The organism is Stutzerimonas stutzeri (genome assembly GCF_024448985.1).
Taxonomy (GTDB): Bacteria; Pseudomonadota; Gammaproteobacteria; order Pseudomonadales; family Pseudomonadaceae; genus Stutzerimonas; species Stutzerimonas stutzeri_AP.
Genome location: NZ_JAMOII010000002.1, coordinates 304,878 through 322,126, shown reverse-complemented (window position 1 = coordinate 322,126; position 17,249 = coordinate 304,878). Strand labels below are relative to the sequence as shown.

The following is a 17,249-nucleotide window of genomic DNA, read 5'->3' as shown; positions in this document are numbered from 1 at the left end:
TCGAAGTGTCGATCAAAAAATCGTTCATGGCGTTCCGTCGCGCTGGTGATGGGCTTGTTTCGGGTCGTTGCAACGGCGGGCGAACCTAGAGCGCAAGTTGCTCACTTCGATGCCCGACATGGCATCCGCAGCGACTGGCCCGGTTCGAGCTGCTCGCGACCTGCCGCGTGATGCACGGCTACCGACCGGTGGTTGGCGCTGTCAGCCGTCACCGTCAGCCAACCATCGTCCAGCTGCAGATGCAGGCGCGCCTGACGGTAGACCAAAGACAGCGCCACGCGCCGCAGCTCAGCCGGAGGCATGGGAAAAACATGCAGGCCATCGAGCTCTGGCCGCACGCCGAGGTAACGGCGCTGCAGCACATCCAGTGACCCGGACATGGCGCCAAGATGCACGCCTTCCTGCGTGCCTTCGTCGCCCGGCGTACACAGATCGACATCCAGGGTTTGCTGAAAATAGGCCCATGACGCCTCGCTATCGACCTCGGCCAGCGCGCCGGCGCAGCTGACGTTCGACAGGCTCGACTCATGTGTCAGGCGCGCCAGATGGTAAGCCAGCGTGCGATGCAGGGCGTCCTCGTCGTGCCGATAGCCGAGCCACTGAAACAGCGCCTGATACTGGTGTTGCGGCAACAGATGGTGTGCCATCAGCACATCCGCCTGCTTGGTCAGCTGATAACGGTCACAACTGTCATGTCGCGCTTCGAGCATCCAGTCCAGCCGCGGACGGTCGCCGTGCAGCCACTCTTGCGGAGGCAGTTCGAGCCTTTCGAACCCCTCGAACTGGCTGAGCACGTCGTCTTCCACGAAGGGGAGATAGATGCGCTGGCTGATCCGCTCCCAATTCTCCACCTCATTCGCTTCAAGTTGCAGCCTGTCGCGCAGCGCATCGGCCTTGTCATTGGGGAGCAACTCGAGCACCTGCCGCGCGCAGCACAGCGTCCAGACCGCCATCAGATTGGTATAGGCGTTGTCGTTCAGGCCGGGCTCCGCCGCGCCGGGATAGCCGTCGTGATACTCATCGGGGCCGACCACGCCACAGATCAGATAGCGCTGCCGAGACTCGTCGAAGCGCGCCAGGCTGGCCCAGAAGCGCGCCACTTCGATGATCAGCTCGCCGACCGGCCCGGCCAGCAGCGCTTCGTCACCGGTGGCGAGATAGAGTTGCCACGCATCGAACGCCACCGCCGAGCCGATATGGCGCTGCAGGTGGGTGTGATCGGGCATCCAGCGCCCCGACATCGGGTTGAACTGCCATGGCGGGGTTTCCTCCTCGCCACTGTCGGCACTGCGCCAGGGAAACATGGCGCCGCGCAAACCGGCTCGACGCGCCCGTTCACGGGCCGTATCCAGACGTCGATGGCGATAGTCGACCAGGTTGCGCGCCAGCTCGGGAAAATGGGTGACGAGAAACGGGAAGGCGAACAGCTCATCCCAGAACACTTGGCCGTAGTACCCCTCCATCCAGCCGCGCGGGGGAAAGCCGAGATCCTTGCCGACGCTGTTCCCTGACACCGTTTGCAAGAGATGAAAGGCATGAAAGCGCAGCGCCAGCTGCAGCTGGGCATCATCCGATTCGATCGGCATGCGCCGCCACAGCTGCTCCCAGGCATCGGTGTGCGCGCGTTGCAGGTCGTCGAAATCAGCCTGCGGCAGTTGCTGGAGCACCTGCTCGCGCGCGTGATCATCGTCGGCTGGCCGCTCGTCATCGACCTGCACCAACACCCGCTTTTCGATGACCAGCCGCCCGTCCGCCGGCACCGTGCATTCAGCCTGTTGGATGAGCCGCTGCTCGACCTGCTGGCCATGCCAGTGCGATTCCTGCCCCGGCGTGCGGAGGCCCACGGCCATCGCCAGGCGGCGATGGTTGTCGTCGACGCTGGCACTCAGCGCAGCACGCCCCTGCTCGTCGTGCTGGATGCTCAGCGCACTGAGACGTCGCCCTTCGTACGCGTCATTGCGGGGGATCGCCGCATTGGTCACGCCGCCATCGAGGATCGCGCGAAGACGGATGCGAGCGACGTCTCGCGGTACCTTGAGCTCCCAACGCAGCACCGCAAGCTGTGGCGAGGCCATGCTGACGAAGCGCGTCTCGTGCAGCCGCAGCGCATGGCCCGCCAAGACGAAATCCAGCTCGCGCTCCAGCAGGCCGTTTTCCAGCGTCAGGCACTGGCGGTACCCGCGCAGCTCGACACCGTCGAGGCTGTACCAGTCGCCGTCGTCCAGCGCGAAGCTCAGGCCGAACGGGTCGGGCAGGTTGACCAGCGCGGCCATCCGCACCGCACTGCCATTGACCTCGCGCGGAGCATCGTCGTACCAGCCGGCACGGTACAGGCCGGCGTAATGGTCACCCCCATCAGCCGAATGCAGGGCGGCTGCCTCCGGCGCGCAGGCGCGGCAGCCCAACAGGCCATTGCCCAGTGCCAGCAGCGCCTCGCGCCGGCGTTCGTCATCCGGGTCGTAGCTATCGAAAACCACTTGGCTCGGAGCGTTCGACTCAGTCATGCAGCACCCTCGCAGCACGCAACAGCTGCTGCGCCATCGCGGCGACCTGTTCACGATCGGGATACGCCGGCTGCGAGCCATAGGCGGTGACGGCCAGGTTGGCCGCGGCCACGCCCCAGGCAGCGGCTTCGCGTGGCGCGCGCCCCTCCAGCAACGCGATGGCGAAGACGCCGGTAAAGGCATCGCCGGCGCCCGTGGTATCGACCGGCTCCACCTGCCCCGGCGGAATATGCGAACCCTCCTCGCCACAGGCCAGGACGCAACCGCCATCACTCAGCTTGATGCAAACGATCTCCGTGCCGGCCCGCTGCAACTCACGCGCGGTATCGGCAGCGGCCTCGATGTTGTCGACCGGATACCCGACCAGCGCTTCGGCCTCGTCGGCGTTCGGCGTGATCGCGTGCAACATCGGCAGCAGGTCGCGCTCCAGCCGATCCGGAAACGACGGATCGAGCACCACCGGGATGTCTCGGCGCGCCGCGGTCTCGACGGCGCGCCGCACCACCCAGGCGGGGATTTCGTAGTCGAGCGCCAGACGGGCCGGGGTCTCGCAGCTCTCGATGCATGAACAGATGGCATCGGCGGCCGCCTCGTCCCAGCAATCGTTGGCATTGGTCGCCAGCACGATGTGCTTCTTTGCATCCGGCGGCACCATGATCATCGAAACGCCAGTGGCCTGGCCCGCCGCGCGACCGACGCCGTCGATCTCTATCCCAGCCTCGCGCAATGGGCCGAGCGCCTGCTCGGCCAGATCGTCGTCACCCACCCGACCCAGCAGGATGCTGCGATGGCCGAAGCGTGCAGCGAGGTAGGCGGTATTGCTGGCCTTGCCGCCGGACAGGCGACACAGATCATGGGCCAGCAGGGTCTCGCGACCGCCGGGCGGTTCGTCGACCCGCACCTGAAAATCGGCATTGATGCTGCCCAAGGACAACAGCGTTAGGCGCTCCATGAACATGCTCCGGTGGTTCAAGCTCGTCCTTTAACGGACCTGAACGGCTGGCCAGGGTTCGCGTTTCGCTACCTTATCGGTCAGCTCTGACCAATCGCGGGAAGCGCCCGCCCCGCTTCTTTTCGCACTTCAACGCGCAGGCGGCTCCTACCGATGCGAGGCAATCGGCGGGAACCCATTGGCGCCGCGGCCGCTCGAACCTCAATCGCCAACACTGGCGCAGCGCCAAGGCATCCATGCCGGGGCTTGCTGGCGATACCGAACACCGCACCCGTCAGGGTGTTCAAGTTACTGTCGGGCAACAGCCCAAGCCTGCGTGATGCCTGTATCGGCACGCGTGCGAGGAGCCTTCGAATGAGTGCGATTGCGTTGATGATTGTGGGGCTGGCGGCGATGTCGCTGGGGTATCTGTTCTACTCGAAGTTCATCGCTGAGAAGATCTACCGCCTCGATCCGAACTACCGCACCCCGGCCCATACCATGCGCGACGGTGTGGATTATGTGCCGACCAACCGGTTCGTACTCTGGGGCCACCACTTCACCTCAGTGGCAGGCGCCGCACCTATCGTCGGCCCAGCCATTGCGGTGATCTGGGGCTGGGTGCCGGCGTTTCTCTGGGTGGTGCTGGGCACCATCTTCTTCGCCGGCATTCATGACTTCGGCGCGCTCTGGGCCAGCGCTCGCAACCGGGGCCAATCGGTGGGCATGCTCAGCGGCCGGCTGATCGGTTCGCGCGGCCGCAGTCTGTTTCTGGTCGTGATCTTCCTTGTATTGCTGATGGTCAACGGCGCCTTTGCCGCGGTGATCTCCAACCTGCTGGTGTCGACGCCGACTTCGGTAATTCCAGTATGGGGCGCCATCCTCGTCGCGCTGATAATCGGCCAGCTCATCTACCGCTACAACGTCAAATTGCTGTGGCCCTCCCTGGGCGGCGTGATCGTGCTCTACCTGCTGATCCTGCTGGGCAACGCCTACCCGATCACCCTGCCGGATACCGTGCTGGGCCTGAGCGCCAAGTCGTTCTGGATTCTGCTGCTGTTCGCTTATGCCGCCATCGCGTCGCTGCTGCCGGTGTGGGTGCTGCTGCAGCCGCGTGACTACATCAACGGCCTGCAGTTGTTCGTCGGTCTCGGCCTGCTCTATCTGGCGGTGCTGTTTGGTGCGCCGGATTTGGTTGCGCCGGCGTACAACACCGAATTACCTGCCGATAGTCCGAGCATCGTGCCGCTGCTGTTCGTGACCATCGCCTGCGGGGCGATCTCTGGCTTCCACGGGCTGGTGGCGTCCGGCACCACGTCCAAGCAGCTGGACAAGGAGACCGACGCCCGCTTCGTCGGCTATTTCGGCGCGGTGGGTGAAGGCATGCTCTCGCTGGCGGCGATCATCTGCTGCACTGCCGGTTTCGCTACGTTGCTCGACTGGCAACAGGTCTACACCGCCTTCGGCCAGGGCGGCGTGAATGCCTTCGTCCAAGGCGGCGGCACGCTGCTTGCCAACGGCCTGGGTCTGCCAGCGGACCTCGGCGCCACTATTCTTGCGGTAATGGCGATTCTCTTCGCCGGCACCACCATGGACACCGGCCTGCGCCTGCAACGCTTCGTGATTCAGGAAGCCGGCGAGCTGGCGGGCATGAAGGTGAACACTCTGGTCGGCACGCTGATCGCAGTCGGCGTGTGCATGGCCCTGGCCTTTGGCGCTGGCTCCGAGGGCAGCGGCGGCATGGCGATCTGGCCGCTGTTCGGCACCACCAATCAGCTGCTGGCGGGCCTGACGCTGTCGATCATCACCGTGCTGCTGATCAAGCAGGGTCGTCCGGCGATGTACACCCTGGTGCCGCTGGTGTTCCTGCTGGCGATGTCGATCTATGCGCTGCTAGTGCAGATGGGCCAGTTCTACCGCGCCGAGAACTGGCTGCTGCTGGGCATGGACGTGGTGATTCTGATCGCAGCGCTGTGGGTCACCCTTGAAGCGATCATCGCCATGCGCAAGGGCCGCGATCCGGCTGCCGAGATGACCACCGACGAGCCGCTGCCGTGACGCAGCGGCCGTTCTTCCAGCGGTTGTCGGACGGGCTACAGGAGTTCTACGTCGCGCCCTACCGGCGTACCTTCGCCCGCGCCCGGCGCGACGAGGACGACCTGTTCATGCTGCTGGTGTTTTCCGAGGCGCTGGGCGTACCCAACCCTGCCGCCTGGTACACCCTGGAGCTGATGCCGGAACTCTATGAACGCTTCCATGACTGGCATCGCCGCATGGGCATGGAGCATTCACCACTGGATCACATCGGATGCTGCTAGCACTGGCCGCACGAAGCCGGGTGCTGTTCATCGGTGGTAAGGGCGGCGTCGGCAAGACCACCGTCGCTGCAGCCACCGCGCTGCATCAGGCACGAGCCGGGCGCCGAGTGCTGTTGGTTTCCACCGATCCCGCGCACAACCTCGGCCATCTGTGGAACCGCTCCATCGGCCCGAATATCGTACGTTTGGCGGCCGGGCTCGACGGCCTGGAGCTCGATCCCGACGAGACCGTACGCCAACACCTCGACGAAGTGGGCAGCGCCTTGCGACGGTTGATGCCGCCGCATCTGGCAGGCGAGGTCGACAAGCACATGACACTCTCCCGCGACGCACCCGGCATGCACGAAGCGGCCCTGCTCGAACGCATCGCCGATACCGTCGTTCAAGGTCTGGACGACTACGACCTGCTGGTATTCGACACCGCACCGTCCGGCCACACCTCGCGCCTGATGGCACTGCCGGAAATGATGACGGCCTGGACCGAAGGCCTGCTGCAACGCCAGGAACGCAGCAAACGCTTCGGCGATGTGCTGCGCAATTTCGGCAAGGACGACAGCGGTTTGGGCGAAAGCGTGCTCGGCCAGGACAAGGGGGACGGGGAAGACCGTCAACAGCGCGTGAGACAGCTGCTCTACCGACGCCGTGAACGCTTCAGCCGGCTGCGTGACCTGATCCAGGATCGAGAGCGCTGCGCCTTTGTCATCGTCCTCGCCGCTGAGCGACTACCCGTATTGGAAACCATCGAGCTGCAGGCGCAGTTGCAACGCAGCGGTATCGAAGTGGCAGGCCTCGTTGTGAACAAGCGCTCCCCAGCCGACGCCGGCCCCTTCCTCGCCGAACGCCATGAGCAGGAGCAACGGCATCTGAACACCTTGCGCCAAGCGCTACCCATCCTTGCTCTGCAACAATTGCCGCTGCTGGCTGAAGATGTCGTGGGTGAAGCGGCGCTCGATGCGTTCGGGGCGCGGCTGGCTGACCAGGCAAAAACCCCGTAACAGTCTTTATGCCTACACGCGACGATGCCTGTAGATAATCCTCGGCACAACTTCCGGAAGCTGAGCATGACCGCCTACCTGCGCGCCCTCCTGATTTTTCTGCTGGCAGTGGCCTTTGCCACTGTTCTCGGCTCGATCATTCAAACCCAGATCAACCTGGCTGCGATTCAGAGCCTGGGCGCACCGGTCAGCCTGTCGGTGCGGCTGAACGCCACTGTTCGTGATCTGCTCGGCTTTACTCCGGCGTACGCAGCAATTACTGGCGTCACGCTTCTGTTCGCGATGCCCCTCGCAGCTCTCGCGTCCCGCTTTCTACCCGCTTGGCGATTACCGCTGTACTTCCTGGCCGGCGGCCTCGGATTGCTGTGCGCGTTCCAGATCGCCGACGCGTTCGCGCCCATGCCGACGCTGATCGCCGCCACTCGCAGCGCCGAGGGGACCGCGGCAATGATGCTCAGCGGCGCATTCGGCGGCCTTCTGTTCGCCACGCTACGGAGGCCACGCCAGTGAACTCGCTCAGGCTGATGTTCCAGAAACCGCTTATCGCTGCACTGTTGTCTTTCGCACTGGTGAGCCCTGCTACCGCACAGCGTGAGTACCAGATCGAAACGCTGACCGAAGGCCTTCAGTATCCCTGGGCACTTGCGTTTCTCCCTGACGGGCGAATGCTGGTGACCGAGCGCGTGGGCCGGCTGCGCATGATCGGGGCTGATGGCGAGCTCCGGGACGAGCCCGTCGACGGCGTACCCATGGGCTATCAGGACACCCAGGCGGGCCTGATGCACGTAACGCTGGACCCCGACTTCCGCACCTCACCATGGGTGTACCTGACCTTGGCGTACGGCAAGGACAGTGCGAACAACACCCGGCTGATCCGAGGTCGGCTGGTGGAGGATCGCCTGGAAGAGGTCGAAACACTGTTCGACGCCCATCCCGCCAAGGCGGGTGGCTCTCATTATGGCGGGCGCATCGCGTTCCTACCGGACAAGACGCTCGTTCTGACCCTGGGCGACGGCTTCGATTATCGGGAGCAGGCGCAGAATCTCGATAATCATCTAGGTACTTTGGTGCGCCTGACACGCGAGGGCAAAGCGCCCGAAGATAATCCTTTTCATGGCCGCACCGGCATGGCGAATGAGGTATACAGCTACGGCCACCGCAACGTCCAAGGCATCGCCTACGACCGGAAGAACGACCGGCTTCTGATCAACGAACACGGCCCGAAGGGCGGCGATGAGATCAACCTGATCGAGGCCGGCTCCAACTACGGCTGGCCTCTGGCGACGTTCGGCCTCGATTACACCGGGGCTCAGGTCAGCCCTTTCCAGAGCCAGCCGGAGACCGTTGCGCCGTTACTACACTGGACGCCCTCCATTGCGCCGAGCGCATTGGCTATCTACGACGGCGAGCTGTTCCCAGCCTGGCAGGGGGACCTGTTGAATGCAGCACTGGCATCGAAAGAGGTTCGTCGGGTCCGCTTCGTCGAGGGAAAGCCAGCCGAGCAGGAAACGTTGTTCGCCGAGCTCGACGAGCGGATTCGGGATGTGCAGGTCGGGCCAGATGGGGCGATCTATCTGCTTACCGACGGCGCCAAGGGCCGTCTTCTAAAGGTCACGCCGACCGCCGAACCAGAAACGGGCTCACCCGGTCAGACACAGCCCGACGACTAACCCGTTGTCGCGGCCCGCTTCAGCGCGGCTCCGTCGATCGGGGCCTCTTCCAAGTGCAGAAAATCTCCGTATAGTGCGCCGTCGTCTACCGCATGCACCGACCTTACCGGGCCTGTCGCGGTCAGACGATCAGGGCATGATCCTTGCCTGAATTGTTCCGCAGCCCACCACCCCGGCGCTGCGTTTGCCCAATACCCTATCCGGGTGGCCGGCTTATGCTGGAGACACACGATGTCTACCGAACCCGTTACGCTGATGGTGGCCCGCCGCGTCCGCGATGGCCGCTACCATGACCTCCTCGCCTGGCTGCATGAAGGTGAACTGCTGGCCGCGGACTTTCCCGGTTACCTCGGCTCCGGCGTGCTGGCGCCCCCGCCTGGCGACGATGAGTTCCAGATCGTCTTCCGCTTTGTCGATGAACAAACGCTCGATGCCTGGGAGCATTCGGCCTCACGTCGTGCCTGGCTGCAGCGTGGCGGCGAACTCTTCGCTCAGCCCCATGAGCGCCGCGCTCGAGGCATCGACGCCTGGTTCGGTAGCAATGACAGCGCCGTACCACCGCGCTGGAAGCAAAGCGTGGCGATCTGGCTGGCATTCTTTCCCGTCTCACTGCTGTTCAATATGCTGTTCGGGGGGATGCTCAGCGAACTCAACCTGGTCATGCGGATATTGCTCAGCACTTTGGCTTTGACGCCGTTGATGACCTATCTCTTCATTCCTCTGTCCACGCGCTTGCTTGCATCCTGGCTGCGCGCTTCGCCCCGCCCCGTGGTGCGCCCTGCAAAACAGCCGGTCCCTATCCGCTGATCGGCATAACCCGAAGATTGTTATAAAAATATTGCTGCCGTTTGTCTGGCGCCATTAAAGTGCCACCCAGGCGCGCCGCTAACTCGCTATGCCCGGCGAACACATGTTCGCTGCGATCGAGAACGCCGGAACGCGGATAGAACCCTAGCTGCGAAGCCTGCCAAACCCTAGCCGAACGCTGCAGCGTGCAGTCCCGGCCTGCATAGCGGATGAGCGAAGAATGAACAACAAGACTCTGGTGTCGGCGTCACATCTGCGGCGGCTCTGCGGCGCGACTCTGGTTGCGACGAGCCTTCTGTTTCCGTCTACTGCCCTGCAAGCCGCGCAAACGCTGAATCTGCTGAACTGGGAGGATTTTCTCAGCGAGGCGGTGATCGAGCGCTGGCAGGCCGAGACCGGCGTGCAGATTCAACAGGTCTACTTCGACAGCGGCGACAAGCGCGACGAGGTGCTCTCCGAGCCGGATCACCGGATCGACATCGCGCTGACCGAGTTGATCAGCGCCAACCGCTTCGGCGAACGCGGGCTGCTGGACCTGATCGATGAGAAGACGCTGCCCAATCTGAGGCACACGCCGCAACGCTGGCGCGACCACTGCGGGCCCCACGCGATTCCCTATCTCTGGGGCACGCTCGGCATCGCCTATCGTTCCGACCGCCTGCCCGTCGCGCCCCATTCCTGGGCCGACTTGCTGCAACCGGCCGAACGCGACGCGCCGCACATCATCATGATGGAGGACCACGAAGACATCCTCGCCGGCCCGCTCCTTTACCAGCAACGCTCGATCAACACCTCAAGCATCGACGAATTGAAGGCCGCCTATGAGTTGCTGATGGCGCAGTCCCACGCCGTGCTGACCTATGAATACGTGATCACATCGCTACGCAGCCAGCGCTACCTCGACAAGGCCGACATGGCGCTGACCTACAGCGGCGATCAGCAGGTGCTCAACGCGATCGAGGGCGTCGAAGGCGAACCCTGGCGCTACGTGGTGCCGGAGGAAGGCACACTGCTTTGGGTCGATTGCCTGTCGGTGCCGATCAATAGCCAGAAGAAGGCACTGGCCTACCGCTTCCTGAGCTTTATCAATACGCCCGAAATCGCCGCCCTGAATGCCGCCGAGCTGGGTGTCGCAACGGCCAACACGGCGGCCATCGCGCTGCTGCCGGATGAGATCCGCCAGGATCGAAGCATCTATCCTCCCGAGGCGATACTGCAGAACAGCCAGGTCTATGAGCCACGTCCGATGGACGCGACGCAGACCCGGCGGCGCATCATCAACGCACTGATCAACGCCCATGACGCTCGGTAAACGCACGCTGCTGGTGATCTTCCCGGTCATTCTGATCATCCAGCTGCTGGCTGCAACGACCGCTTACCTGACCCAGCGCGCTTCACTGCTGGGCCTCGAACAGGCGCGTCTGGGGCAACAGCTGCTGGCGCTCAAATCCGCCTATCTGGATTACGAGGCGTTCAATCGCAGCGTGCTCCACTCGATTGCCAACAGCGAAGCGTTGCTGCTGTTCCTGCGTGAGTCGAATACCGCCTACCGTAACGAAACGTTAGGGCTGCGTATCCAGCAAAGCATTCGCTCGCTGTCGACGACCCGCATGTCATTCGTGTCCTTCGCCATCGTCCAACCTGGCGGTGAGGTGGCCTACTACTACGAGAGCAGCCTGTCACCTTTCGCAACCATGAGCGCCACGCAGCAACAGGTTGTCCGAGAGGCCAAGCAGACGCCACATACCGGCGAAATGACCTATGTGGAAACAGCCGAGGGCGGCCTGTTGTTGGATACCGATTTCATCCTGCCTGCCTCGATCAGCCGCCCTTTGCCCAGCCAGCGAGCGGAAGCCTTCGCCCTGCAACTGGCGGTGCGCCCTGAACGCTTTATCAGCCTCAAGCAACGCCTGGAGGCCGAATACGGTGCGACGGTGGAGATCGCATCCGAATTGAAACCCGCGCCACAGGGCCTATCGGCCGATATCGAGCTGTCACGCTCGCTGTCCGCACGCCTGACGCCGTCACCCGACTACATTGCCGCGCGCCTGCAGACGCTGGGGCTGGCATTTCTGTTTGGCGTCGTGCTGATCTGCCTGATCTCCGTCGGCCTGTTGCTGGTGTTGATCCATCACTATGTCACCGGTCCGATCAGCTGGCTCGACCAGCAGCTCACCGAGCTGCTGCAGGGCAAACGCCACGCGTTGGACGAACCCAGCGATGGCGGCGAGATTGGTCGCCTGACGCTGAATATGAAAACCCTGCACGAGCGCAACACGGCCGCGCTGCAGCGTATTCAGGAAATCTCCTGGACCGACAGCCTGACCCATATCAGCAACCGCGCCCACTTCGGCCTGCTGGCCACCGCCATGTATAACCAGTGCGCACGCGGCGGACGGCAACTGGCGCTGCTGTTTCTCGATCTGGACAACTTCAAACAGGTGAACGACCAGCACGGCCACGATGCCGGCGACACCCTGCTGCGAATCCTCGCCAAACGCATGCAAGGCGTACTCGAGCACCACCGCAAGGCCCACCCTGAGGACGAGACAGCGCTCGCCCGGCTCTCCGGCGACGAGTTCGCCATCCTGCTGCTGACCGGTACCGAGTACGACAGTTTGCCGGCACTTACCGATGCCTTGCTGGATCTGTGCCGCAGCGGCTTCCGCCTCGAAGACCGGCTCTACCCGGTCGGTGTGAGCATCGGCACCGCCCGCTATCCCGCCGACGCCGATTCCATCACGCAACTGCTGACCCGCGCCGACACCGCGATGTATCAGGCCAAGGCCGAGGGCAAGAACGTCGCGGTGGCCTTCTCGGCCCAGTTGGAGCAACGCAACCAGCGCATCCGCCTCGTCGAGGAACAGCTGCGCCTGCTCGATGGCGACGAACAGTTGCGCCTGGTTTACATGCCGGCGGTGGATCGCGACGGCAGCGTGGTCAGCTGTGAGGTGCTGCTGCGCTGGCATTCGCCCTTGCTCGGCACAGTTTCACCGGGCGAGTTCATTCCCATCGCCGAGCGCGCCGGGCTGTTTCCGAAGATCGACAGCTGGGTGATCGACAGGGCCCTGGCAGGTTATGCGGAACTGGTCAGGCTGTTCGGCGAAGGCATGATTCTGGCGATCAACGTTTCGTCGGCGCAATTGACCGACGGTCACATCTGCCGCTACCTGATCGAACGCGCCGCGCACCATGGCGTCGCGCCCGGCAACATCGAGATCGAGCTGACCGAAACCTACGCCGCCGAACTGAGCAGCAACACCATGGAAGTGGTGCGGGCCATCCGTCTGGCGGGCTTCCGCGTGGCCATCGACGATTTCGGCGTCGGCTATACCTCGATTCAGCAACTGCTCGAATATCCGGCCGACACCATCAAGCTGGACATGGCCATTGTGCAGCGCCTGACGCAACCGGAACTGCAGCAAAGCCTGACCGCACTCGTCGCCTTCTGCCAGGCGCAGGGCAAGCGGGTCAATGCCGAGGGCGTGGACACTCTGGAAAAACAATCCGCACTGCTGCAGGCCGGCTGCGATCTGTTCCAAGGCTATCTGATATCGCCGCCACGTTCGGTGGCCGCGCTGGAGGAGTGGGTGGCGATACGCAACCGTTCGCAGCCCGAGCTGCGCGTCGAACAGTTGCGCGGCCAGGCGATGCCGCACGACGCTGAGCAGGCCATAGCAAATCGGAACTGATACGCACGGCGGCTCAGGTTGAAGCCCTTGCTCCAGGCGCGTGCTGGCGCTGGCGCCGGGACGGCACCGGCCGTATGGTGTTCCTCAGGAGCGTGGCTCACATTGCGCGCTACTTGCCAACTCACAGGGCTTTAGCGAATGCGTTGTTCTGAGGCCCTCGCCCAGGAACGCGAGTCCCGCTTGCGCGCGCAGCAACAGACGCTGGACCTGCAGATGCGCGCCAACGAGGCACTGGAAGCCCGCGTACTCGAACGGACCCAAGCGCTGGAAGAGGCCAAGCGTGGGCTGGAGCAGGTCAACGCGCAACTGACCCGCATGAGCGTTACCGACGCGCTGACGCAGCTGTCCAACCGCGGCCACTTCGATCTGATGTTCGAACAGGAGATTCGGCGCGCGCAGCGCATCGACGCGCCACTGTCCGTGCTACTGCTGGACATCGACCACTTCAAACGGATCAATGACACCTATGGCCACCCCTTCGGCGACGAATGCCTGCGCCTGGTCGCCGCCATCCTCAAACAGCACGGACAGCGCGCCGGGGATGTGGTGGCGCGCTACGGCGGCGAGGAGTTCATCATTGCGCTACCGGGTGTCGACAGCCATCAGGCCCGCGAACAGGCCGAGCGTATCCGCGCGGCGGTGGCGGAGCTGCACCCGACCTACGGCGATACCCGCATCGATCTGACAATCAGCATCGGTGTGGCAACGCTGAACCCACAGGCGCCTTGCTCGACGGTCCAGCTGCTTGCCGAAGCCGATGCCGCGCTCTACCGAGCCAAACGCAATGGCCGCAATCAAGTAGAGGTCGCCGACCCGCAAGAGCCGAGCTGACTCAGTCGAGCGTCGACGCAAAGCGCAGCCTGACCAGCAAACCGCCCAACGCGCCCTGACCCAACTCGATGGTGGCGCGATGGGCGCGGCTGATCTCGCCGACGATGGCCAGCCCGAGCCCGGCACCCTGCCCCTTTTGCTGCACACGGTAGAACCGCGCGAAGACCTTCTCGCGCTCCTCCGGCGGGATTCCAGGACCATCGTCTTCGACTTCCAGCACGCCATCTTCCTTCACCCGCAGCACCACGTTGCCGCCAACGGGCGTATGTCCCAAAGCATTGTCCAGCAGGTTGCTCAGCAGCTCGCTGAGCAGCGTCGGCTCGCCATGAATCCATACCGGGTGGTCCGCTTCGAGGGCGATGGCGACGCCACGCTTGTGCGCCAACGCGGCCATCGCCAAACCCAGCTCGCGGGCCAGCTGGCTCAAGTCGAGGCGTTGCGCGCCACCCTCGGCAATCGACTGCGCGCCGCTTTCGATGCGCGCCAGGGACAGCAGCTGGTTGGCCAGATGAATGACCCGGTCGGTATGCGCCTCGGCTTCTTCGAGGGTTTCCAGCCAGCGCTGCGGTTGCTGTTCGCGCAGGCCCAGCTCGATGCGTGCCTTGAGCGCCGCCAGCGGCGTGCGTAACTCGTGCGAGGCATCGGCGATGAACTGCGCCTGGCGCTCGAACTGGCCGCGCAGGCGTTCGGTGAAATGATTGAGCGCAGCCACCAGCGGCTTGAGTTCGCGCTGTACCGTGACCAGCGGCAACGGACGCAAATCGTCCGGCTGACGCAGTTCGACCGCCTCGCTGAGCTTGCCCAGCGGACGCAGCGCGGCGCTCACCGCCAGCCACACCAGCAGCAGCGCCGTGATCGCCAGCAAGCCGACCCGCCACAGGGTGTCGGTGAGCAGACTGCGCGCCATGCGTTCACGGGCACCGAGGGTTTCGGCCACGCGAATTTCGGCGATGCCGTTGAGCTCCGGCTCGCTGACCGGCTGCAACAGACTGACCAGACGCACACCCTCGCCCTTGAACTCGCCGTCATAGAACCGCGCCAACGCAGGATAGTCGTCGGTACGCCGGACTTCGGCGCCTGGTGCTGGAAGGTCTTCGTAGCCGCTGACCAGGCGGCCACTGATATCGAGCACTTGGTAATAGATGCGCCCGGCGCTGTCATAGGCAAAGGTATCCAGCGCCACATAAGGCACATTGGCGCGCAGCTTGCCGTCATTGGCGACCAGTCCGTCGGCAATGGCGCGGGCCGAAGCCAGCAGCGTGCGGTCATAGGCGGTATCGGCGGCGGCGCGGCCATTCCAGTAAGCGCTCCAGCCGCTGAACAGCAGCAACAGCGCCAGCAGCACCGCCAGCCGGCGCAGCAGCCTCCCGCGCAGGCTGCCGACCTCAGCCATCGGTGGCCTCGAGCAGATAGCCGAGGCCCCGGAAGGTGACGATACGCACCGGCTGACCCTCGAGCTTCTTGCGCAGACGGTGGATGTAGATCTCGATGGCGTCGGCGCTGGCGTCCTCGTCCAGGCCGAAGACCTGCGCGGCGAGCTGATCCTTGCTCATTACCCGCCCAGGACGGGCGATCAACGCCTCGAGCACACCTTGCTCGCGCGAGGTCAGCGCCAGCGGCTCGCCAGCCAGGGTGAAGCGCCGGGCATCCAGATCATGAGCCAGCACGCCGCAACGCTGCTGGCGTTCGCCGCCACCGACGCTGCGCCGCAACAGCGCTTTGACCCGCGCTTCGAGTTCGGACAGCTCGAACGGCTTGGCCAGATAATCGTCGGCACCGAGATTGAGCCCGTGTACGCGATCAGTGACCTCGCCACGCGCGGTGAGCATGAGGACCGGTAGCGTCTTGCCGCGTTCACGCAGCCTCGCCAGGACCTCAAAGCCGTCGAGCCGAGGCAGCCCGACGTCGAGAATCGCCAGCGCGTAATCCTCGGTCGCCAGGGCCAGATCGGCCGCCACGCCATCGTTGAGCAGGTCCACCGTCCATCCGCCGGCGCGCAACGCCTGGGCGACGCTTTCAGCCAGTTGGGGATGGTCCTCGACCAGAAGAATCCGCATTGCCTGTCCTCTGCCACACACGGAAAGGAGCGCAAGTGTAGCGACAAGGCACGCTGCACGCTGCTTTCACGCCTGAAAGCCTGGCGAAAGTTTCGCCGCCTAGGATCGCATACAGGTGGCTCGAACCACCTGCTACGGCACATCGCCGTCACAACAAAAACAAGAATGGAGAGACAAGATGCTGACTGCCGTCAGAACTAAACCCACATACGCTCGCCTTACCCTCGCCGTCGCAGCCGCCTCGCTGTCGCCCCTGGCGCAGGCCGATTTCATCGAAGATAGCAGCGCCACGCTGCAGACTCACAATATCTACCTCAATCGTGATTTTCGCGAAGGGGATGGCCAGTCCAAACGCGAGGAATGGTCGCAGGGCTTTCTGCTCAATATCGAATCCGGTTTCACCGAAGGTACCGTGGGCTTCGGCCTCGATGCCATGGGCATGCTCGGCATCAAGCTGGACTCCGGCGGCGGCCGCACCGGCACCGATCTGCTCCCGGTGCATGACGATGGCAGCACCCCGGACGAATTCAGCCGCCTCGGGCTGACGGCCAAGGCGAAGATTTCCGAGACGGAGCTGCGCTACGGCAGCCACATCCCCGAAACTCCGGTGGTGATGGCCAGCGACAGCCGCACCCTGCCCCAGGTGTTCGAAGGCACGATGCTGGTGTCTCAGGACGTGACCGGCCTGACCCTGAGCGGTGGGCGTCTCGACAAGGTCATCGACCGCGCCTCGACCAACTCCCAGGACCTGCAGCTGAACAACAAGAACGGTCGTTTCGACAGCTCCGCCGAAGCCGATCATCTGACCTTCGTCGGCGCCAAGTACGCCTTCAGCGATCAGTTCACCGGCACCTATTACGCGGCGGAGCTGGACGACATCTACCGTCAGCACTTCTTTAATCTGCAAATGGTCCGGCCGCTGGGCGAAGCCTCCGAGCTGACCGCCGACCTGCGGCTGATGATCAGCGACGACACCGGCGCGGCCAACGCCGGCAAGATCGACAACCAGGCCTGGAACGGGATGGTCGGCTACAGCCTCGGCGGCCACAAGATCAGCCTGGCCTACCAGCAGATGAACGGCGACACCGGTTACGCCTACATCGACGGCGGCGATCCGTACCTGGTCAACTTCGTCCAGATCAACGACTTCGCCAACGCCGAAGAGCGCTCCTGGCAGGCCCGCTACGACTTCAACTTCGCCTCTGTCGGCATACCCGGTCTGACCTTCCTGACCCGCTACATCTCCGGCGACAACGCCGAATACACCGGCGGCAGCAACGGCAGCGAGTGGGAACGCGATATCGAGCTCAAGTACGTCGTGCAGACCGGTCCGCTGAAAAATGTCGCGGTGCGCATGCGCAACGCCATGTTCCGCTCCGATTTCGCCCGTGACGCCGACGAGAATCGACTGATCGTCAGCTACAGCCTGCCGATCTGGTAAGCC

Annotated in this window: 14 protein-coding genes; 10 read left to right on the top strand and 4 right to left on the bottom strand. The window is 63.9% G+C overall.

Annotated features, from left to right (window positions below; translation table 11 throughout):
• Positions 1-101: 101 nt before the first annotated feature.
• Together NA647_RS04270 and NA647_RS04265 are read right to left on the bottom strand one after the other, a co-directional pair.
• On the bottom strand, positions 102-2,504 hold the full coding sequence (locus NA647_RS04270; protein ID WP_256056559.1) for a glycoside hydrolase family 65 protein: 2,403 nt from the start codon (positions 2,502-2,504) through the stop codon (positions 102-104).
• Positions 2,497-3,456, bottom strand: a complete 960-nt coding sequence (locus tag NA647_RS04265; RefSeq protein WP_256056558.1) for a PfkB family carbohydrate kinase — start codon at positions 3,454-3,456, stop codon at positions 2,497-2,499. Before NA647_RS04265 ends, NA647_RS04270 begins: the two co-directional genes overlap by 8 nt.
• Positions 3,457-3,810: 354 nt before the next feature.
• Between NA647_RS04265 and NA647_RS04260 the strand changes: the two genes are divergently transcribed.
• The 9 genes from NA647_RS04260 to NA647_RS04220 all read left to right on the top strand — a co-directional run bounded on the left by NA647_RS04260 (position 3,811) and on the right by NA647_RS04220 (position 13,748).
• Positions 3,811-5,493, top strand: a complete 1,683-nt coding sequence (locus NA647_RS04260; RefSeq protein ID WP_256047633.1) for a carbon starvation CstA family protein — start codon at positions 3,811-3,813, stop codon at positions 5,491-5,493.
• Complete coding sequence (locus NA647_RS04255) at positions 5,490-5,753, top strand: cory-CC-star protein (protein ID WP_131651355.1); 264 nt, start codon at positions 5,490-5,492, stop codon at positions 5,751-5,753. Before NA647_RS04260 ends, NA647_RS04255 begins: the two co-directional genes overlap by 4 nt.
• A complete protein-coding gene (locus NA647_RS04250; RefSeq protein ID WP_256056557.1) occupies positions 5,744-6,748 on the top strand; it encodes an ArsA family ATPase in 1,005 nt (334 codons plus the stop codon). The genes NA647_RS04255 and NA647_RS04250 overlap by 10 nt, the downstream gene beginning before the upstream one ends.
• A 66-nt stretch (positions 6,749-6,814) precedes the next feature.
• Entirely contained in the window at positions 6,815-7,258 is a 444-nt protein-coding gene (locus tag NA647_RS04245) for a hypothetical protein (protein ID WP_256056556.1), read from the top strand.
• A gap of 14 nt (positions 7,259-7,272) precedes the next feature.
• A complete protein-coding gene (locus NA647_RS04240) occupies positions 7,273-8,418 on the top strand; it encodes a PQQ-dependent sugar dehydrogenase (RefSeq protein WP_272889572.1) in 1,146 nt (381 codons plus the stop codon).
• A 231-nt stretch (positions 8,419-8,649) separates the two neighbouring features.
• Positions 8,650-9,225 (top strand): antibiotic biosynthesis monooxygenase, encoded by a 576-nt coding sequence (locus NA647_RS04235; RefSeq protein ID WP_256056554.1) that lies wholly within the window; start codon positions 8,650-8,652, stop codon positions 9,223-9,225.
• Between the two features lie 220 nt (positions 9,226-9,445).
• On the top strand, positions 9,446-10,537 hold the full coding sequence (locus NA647_RS04230) for an ABC transporter substrate-binding protein (RefSeq protein ID WP_256056553.1): 1,092 nt from the start codon (positions 9,446-9,448) through the stop codon (positions 10,535-10,537).
• Positions 10,524-12,917 carry a putative bifunctional diguanylate cyclase/phosphodiesterase gene (locus NA647_RS04225; RefSeq protein ID WP_256056552.1) on the top strand — a complete coding sequence of 798 codons (2,394 nt, stop codon included), beginning with the start codon at positions 10,524-10,526 and terminating at the stop codon, positions 12,915-12,917. The genes NA647_RS04230 and NA647_RS04225 overlap by 14 nt, the downstream gene beginning before the upstream one ends.
• 138 nt (positions 12,918-13,055) lie before the next feature.
• Positions 13,056-13,748, top strand: coding sequence for a GGDEF domain-containing protein (locus NA647_RS04220; RefSeq protein ID WP_256056551.1), 693 nt, complete (start codon positions 13,056-13,058; stop codon positions 13,746-13,748).
• Between the two features lies 1 nt (position 13,749).
• Here the strand turns inward: NA647_RS04220 and NA647_RS04215 are convergent, their stop codons facing one another.
• Both NA647_RS04215 and NA647_RS04210 read right to left on the bottom strand, forming a co-directional pair.
• Positions 13,750-15,141: a sensor histidine kinase gene (locus NA647_RS04215; RefSeq protein ID WP_256056550.1), complete on the bottom strand. Its 1,392-nt coding sequence runs from the start codon at positions 15,139-15,141 to the stop codon at positions 13,750-13,752.
• Positions 15,134-15,805 (bottom strand): response regulator, encoded by a 672-nt coding sequence (locus NA647_RS04210; RefSeq protein ID WP_256047625.1) that lies wholly within the window; start codon positions 15,803-15,805, stop codon positions 15,134-15,136. The genes NA647_RS04215 and NA647_RS04210 overlap by 8 nt, the downstream gene beginning before the upstream one ends.
• A gap of 178 nt (positions 15,806-15,983) precedes the next feature.
• On the opposite strand from NA647_RS04210, the gene NA647_RS04205 reads away from it, so the two are divergent.
• On the top strand, positions 15,984-17,246 hold the full coding sequence (locus NA647_RS04205; RefSeq protein ID WP_256056549.1) for an OprD family porin: 1,263 nt from the start codon (positions 15,984-15,986) through the stop codon (positions 17,244-17,246).
• The last annotated feature ends 3 nt before the right edge of the window (positions 17,247-17,249 follow it).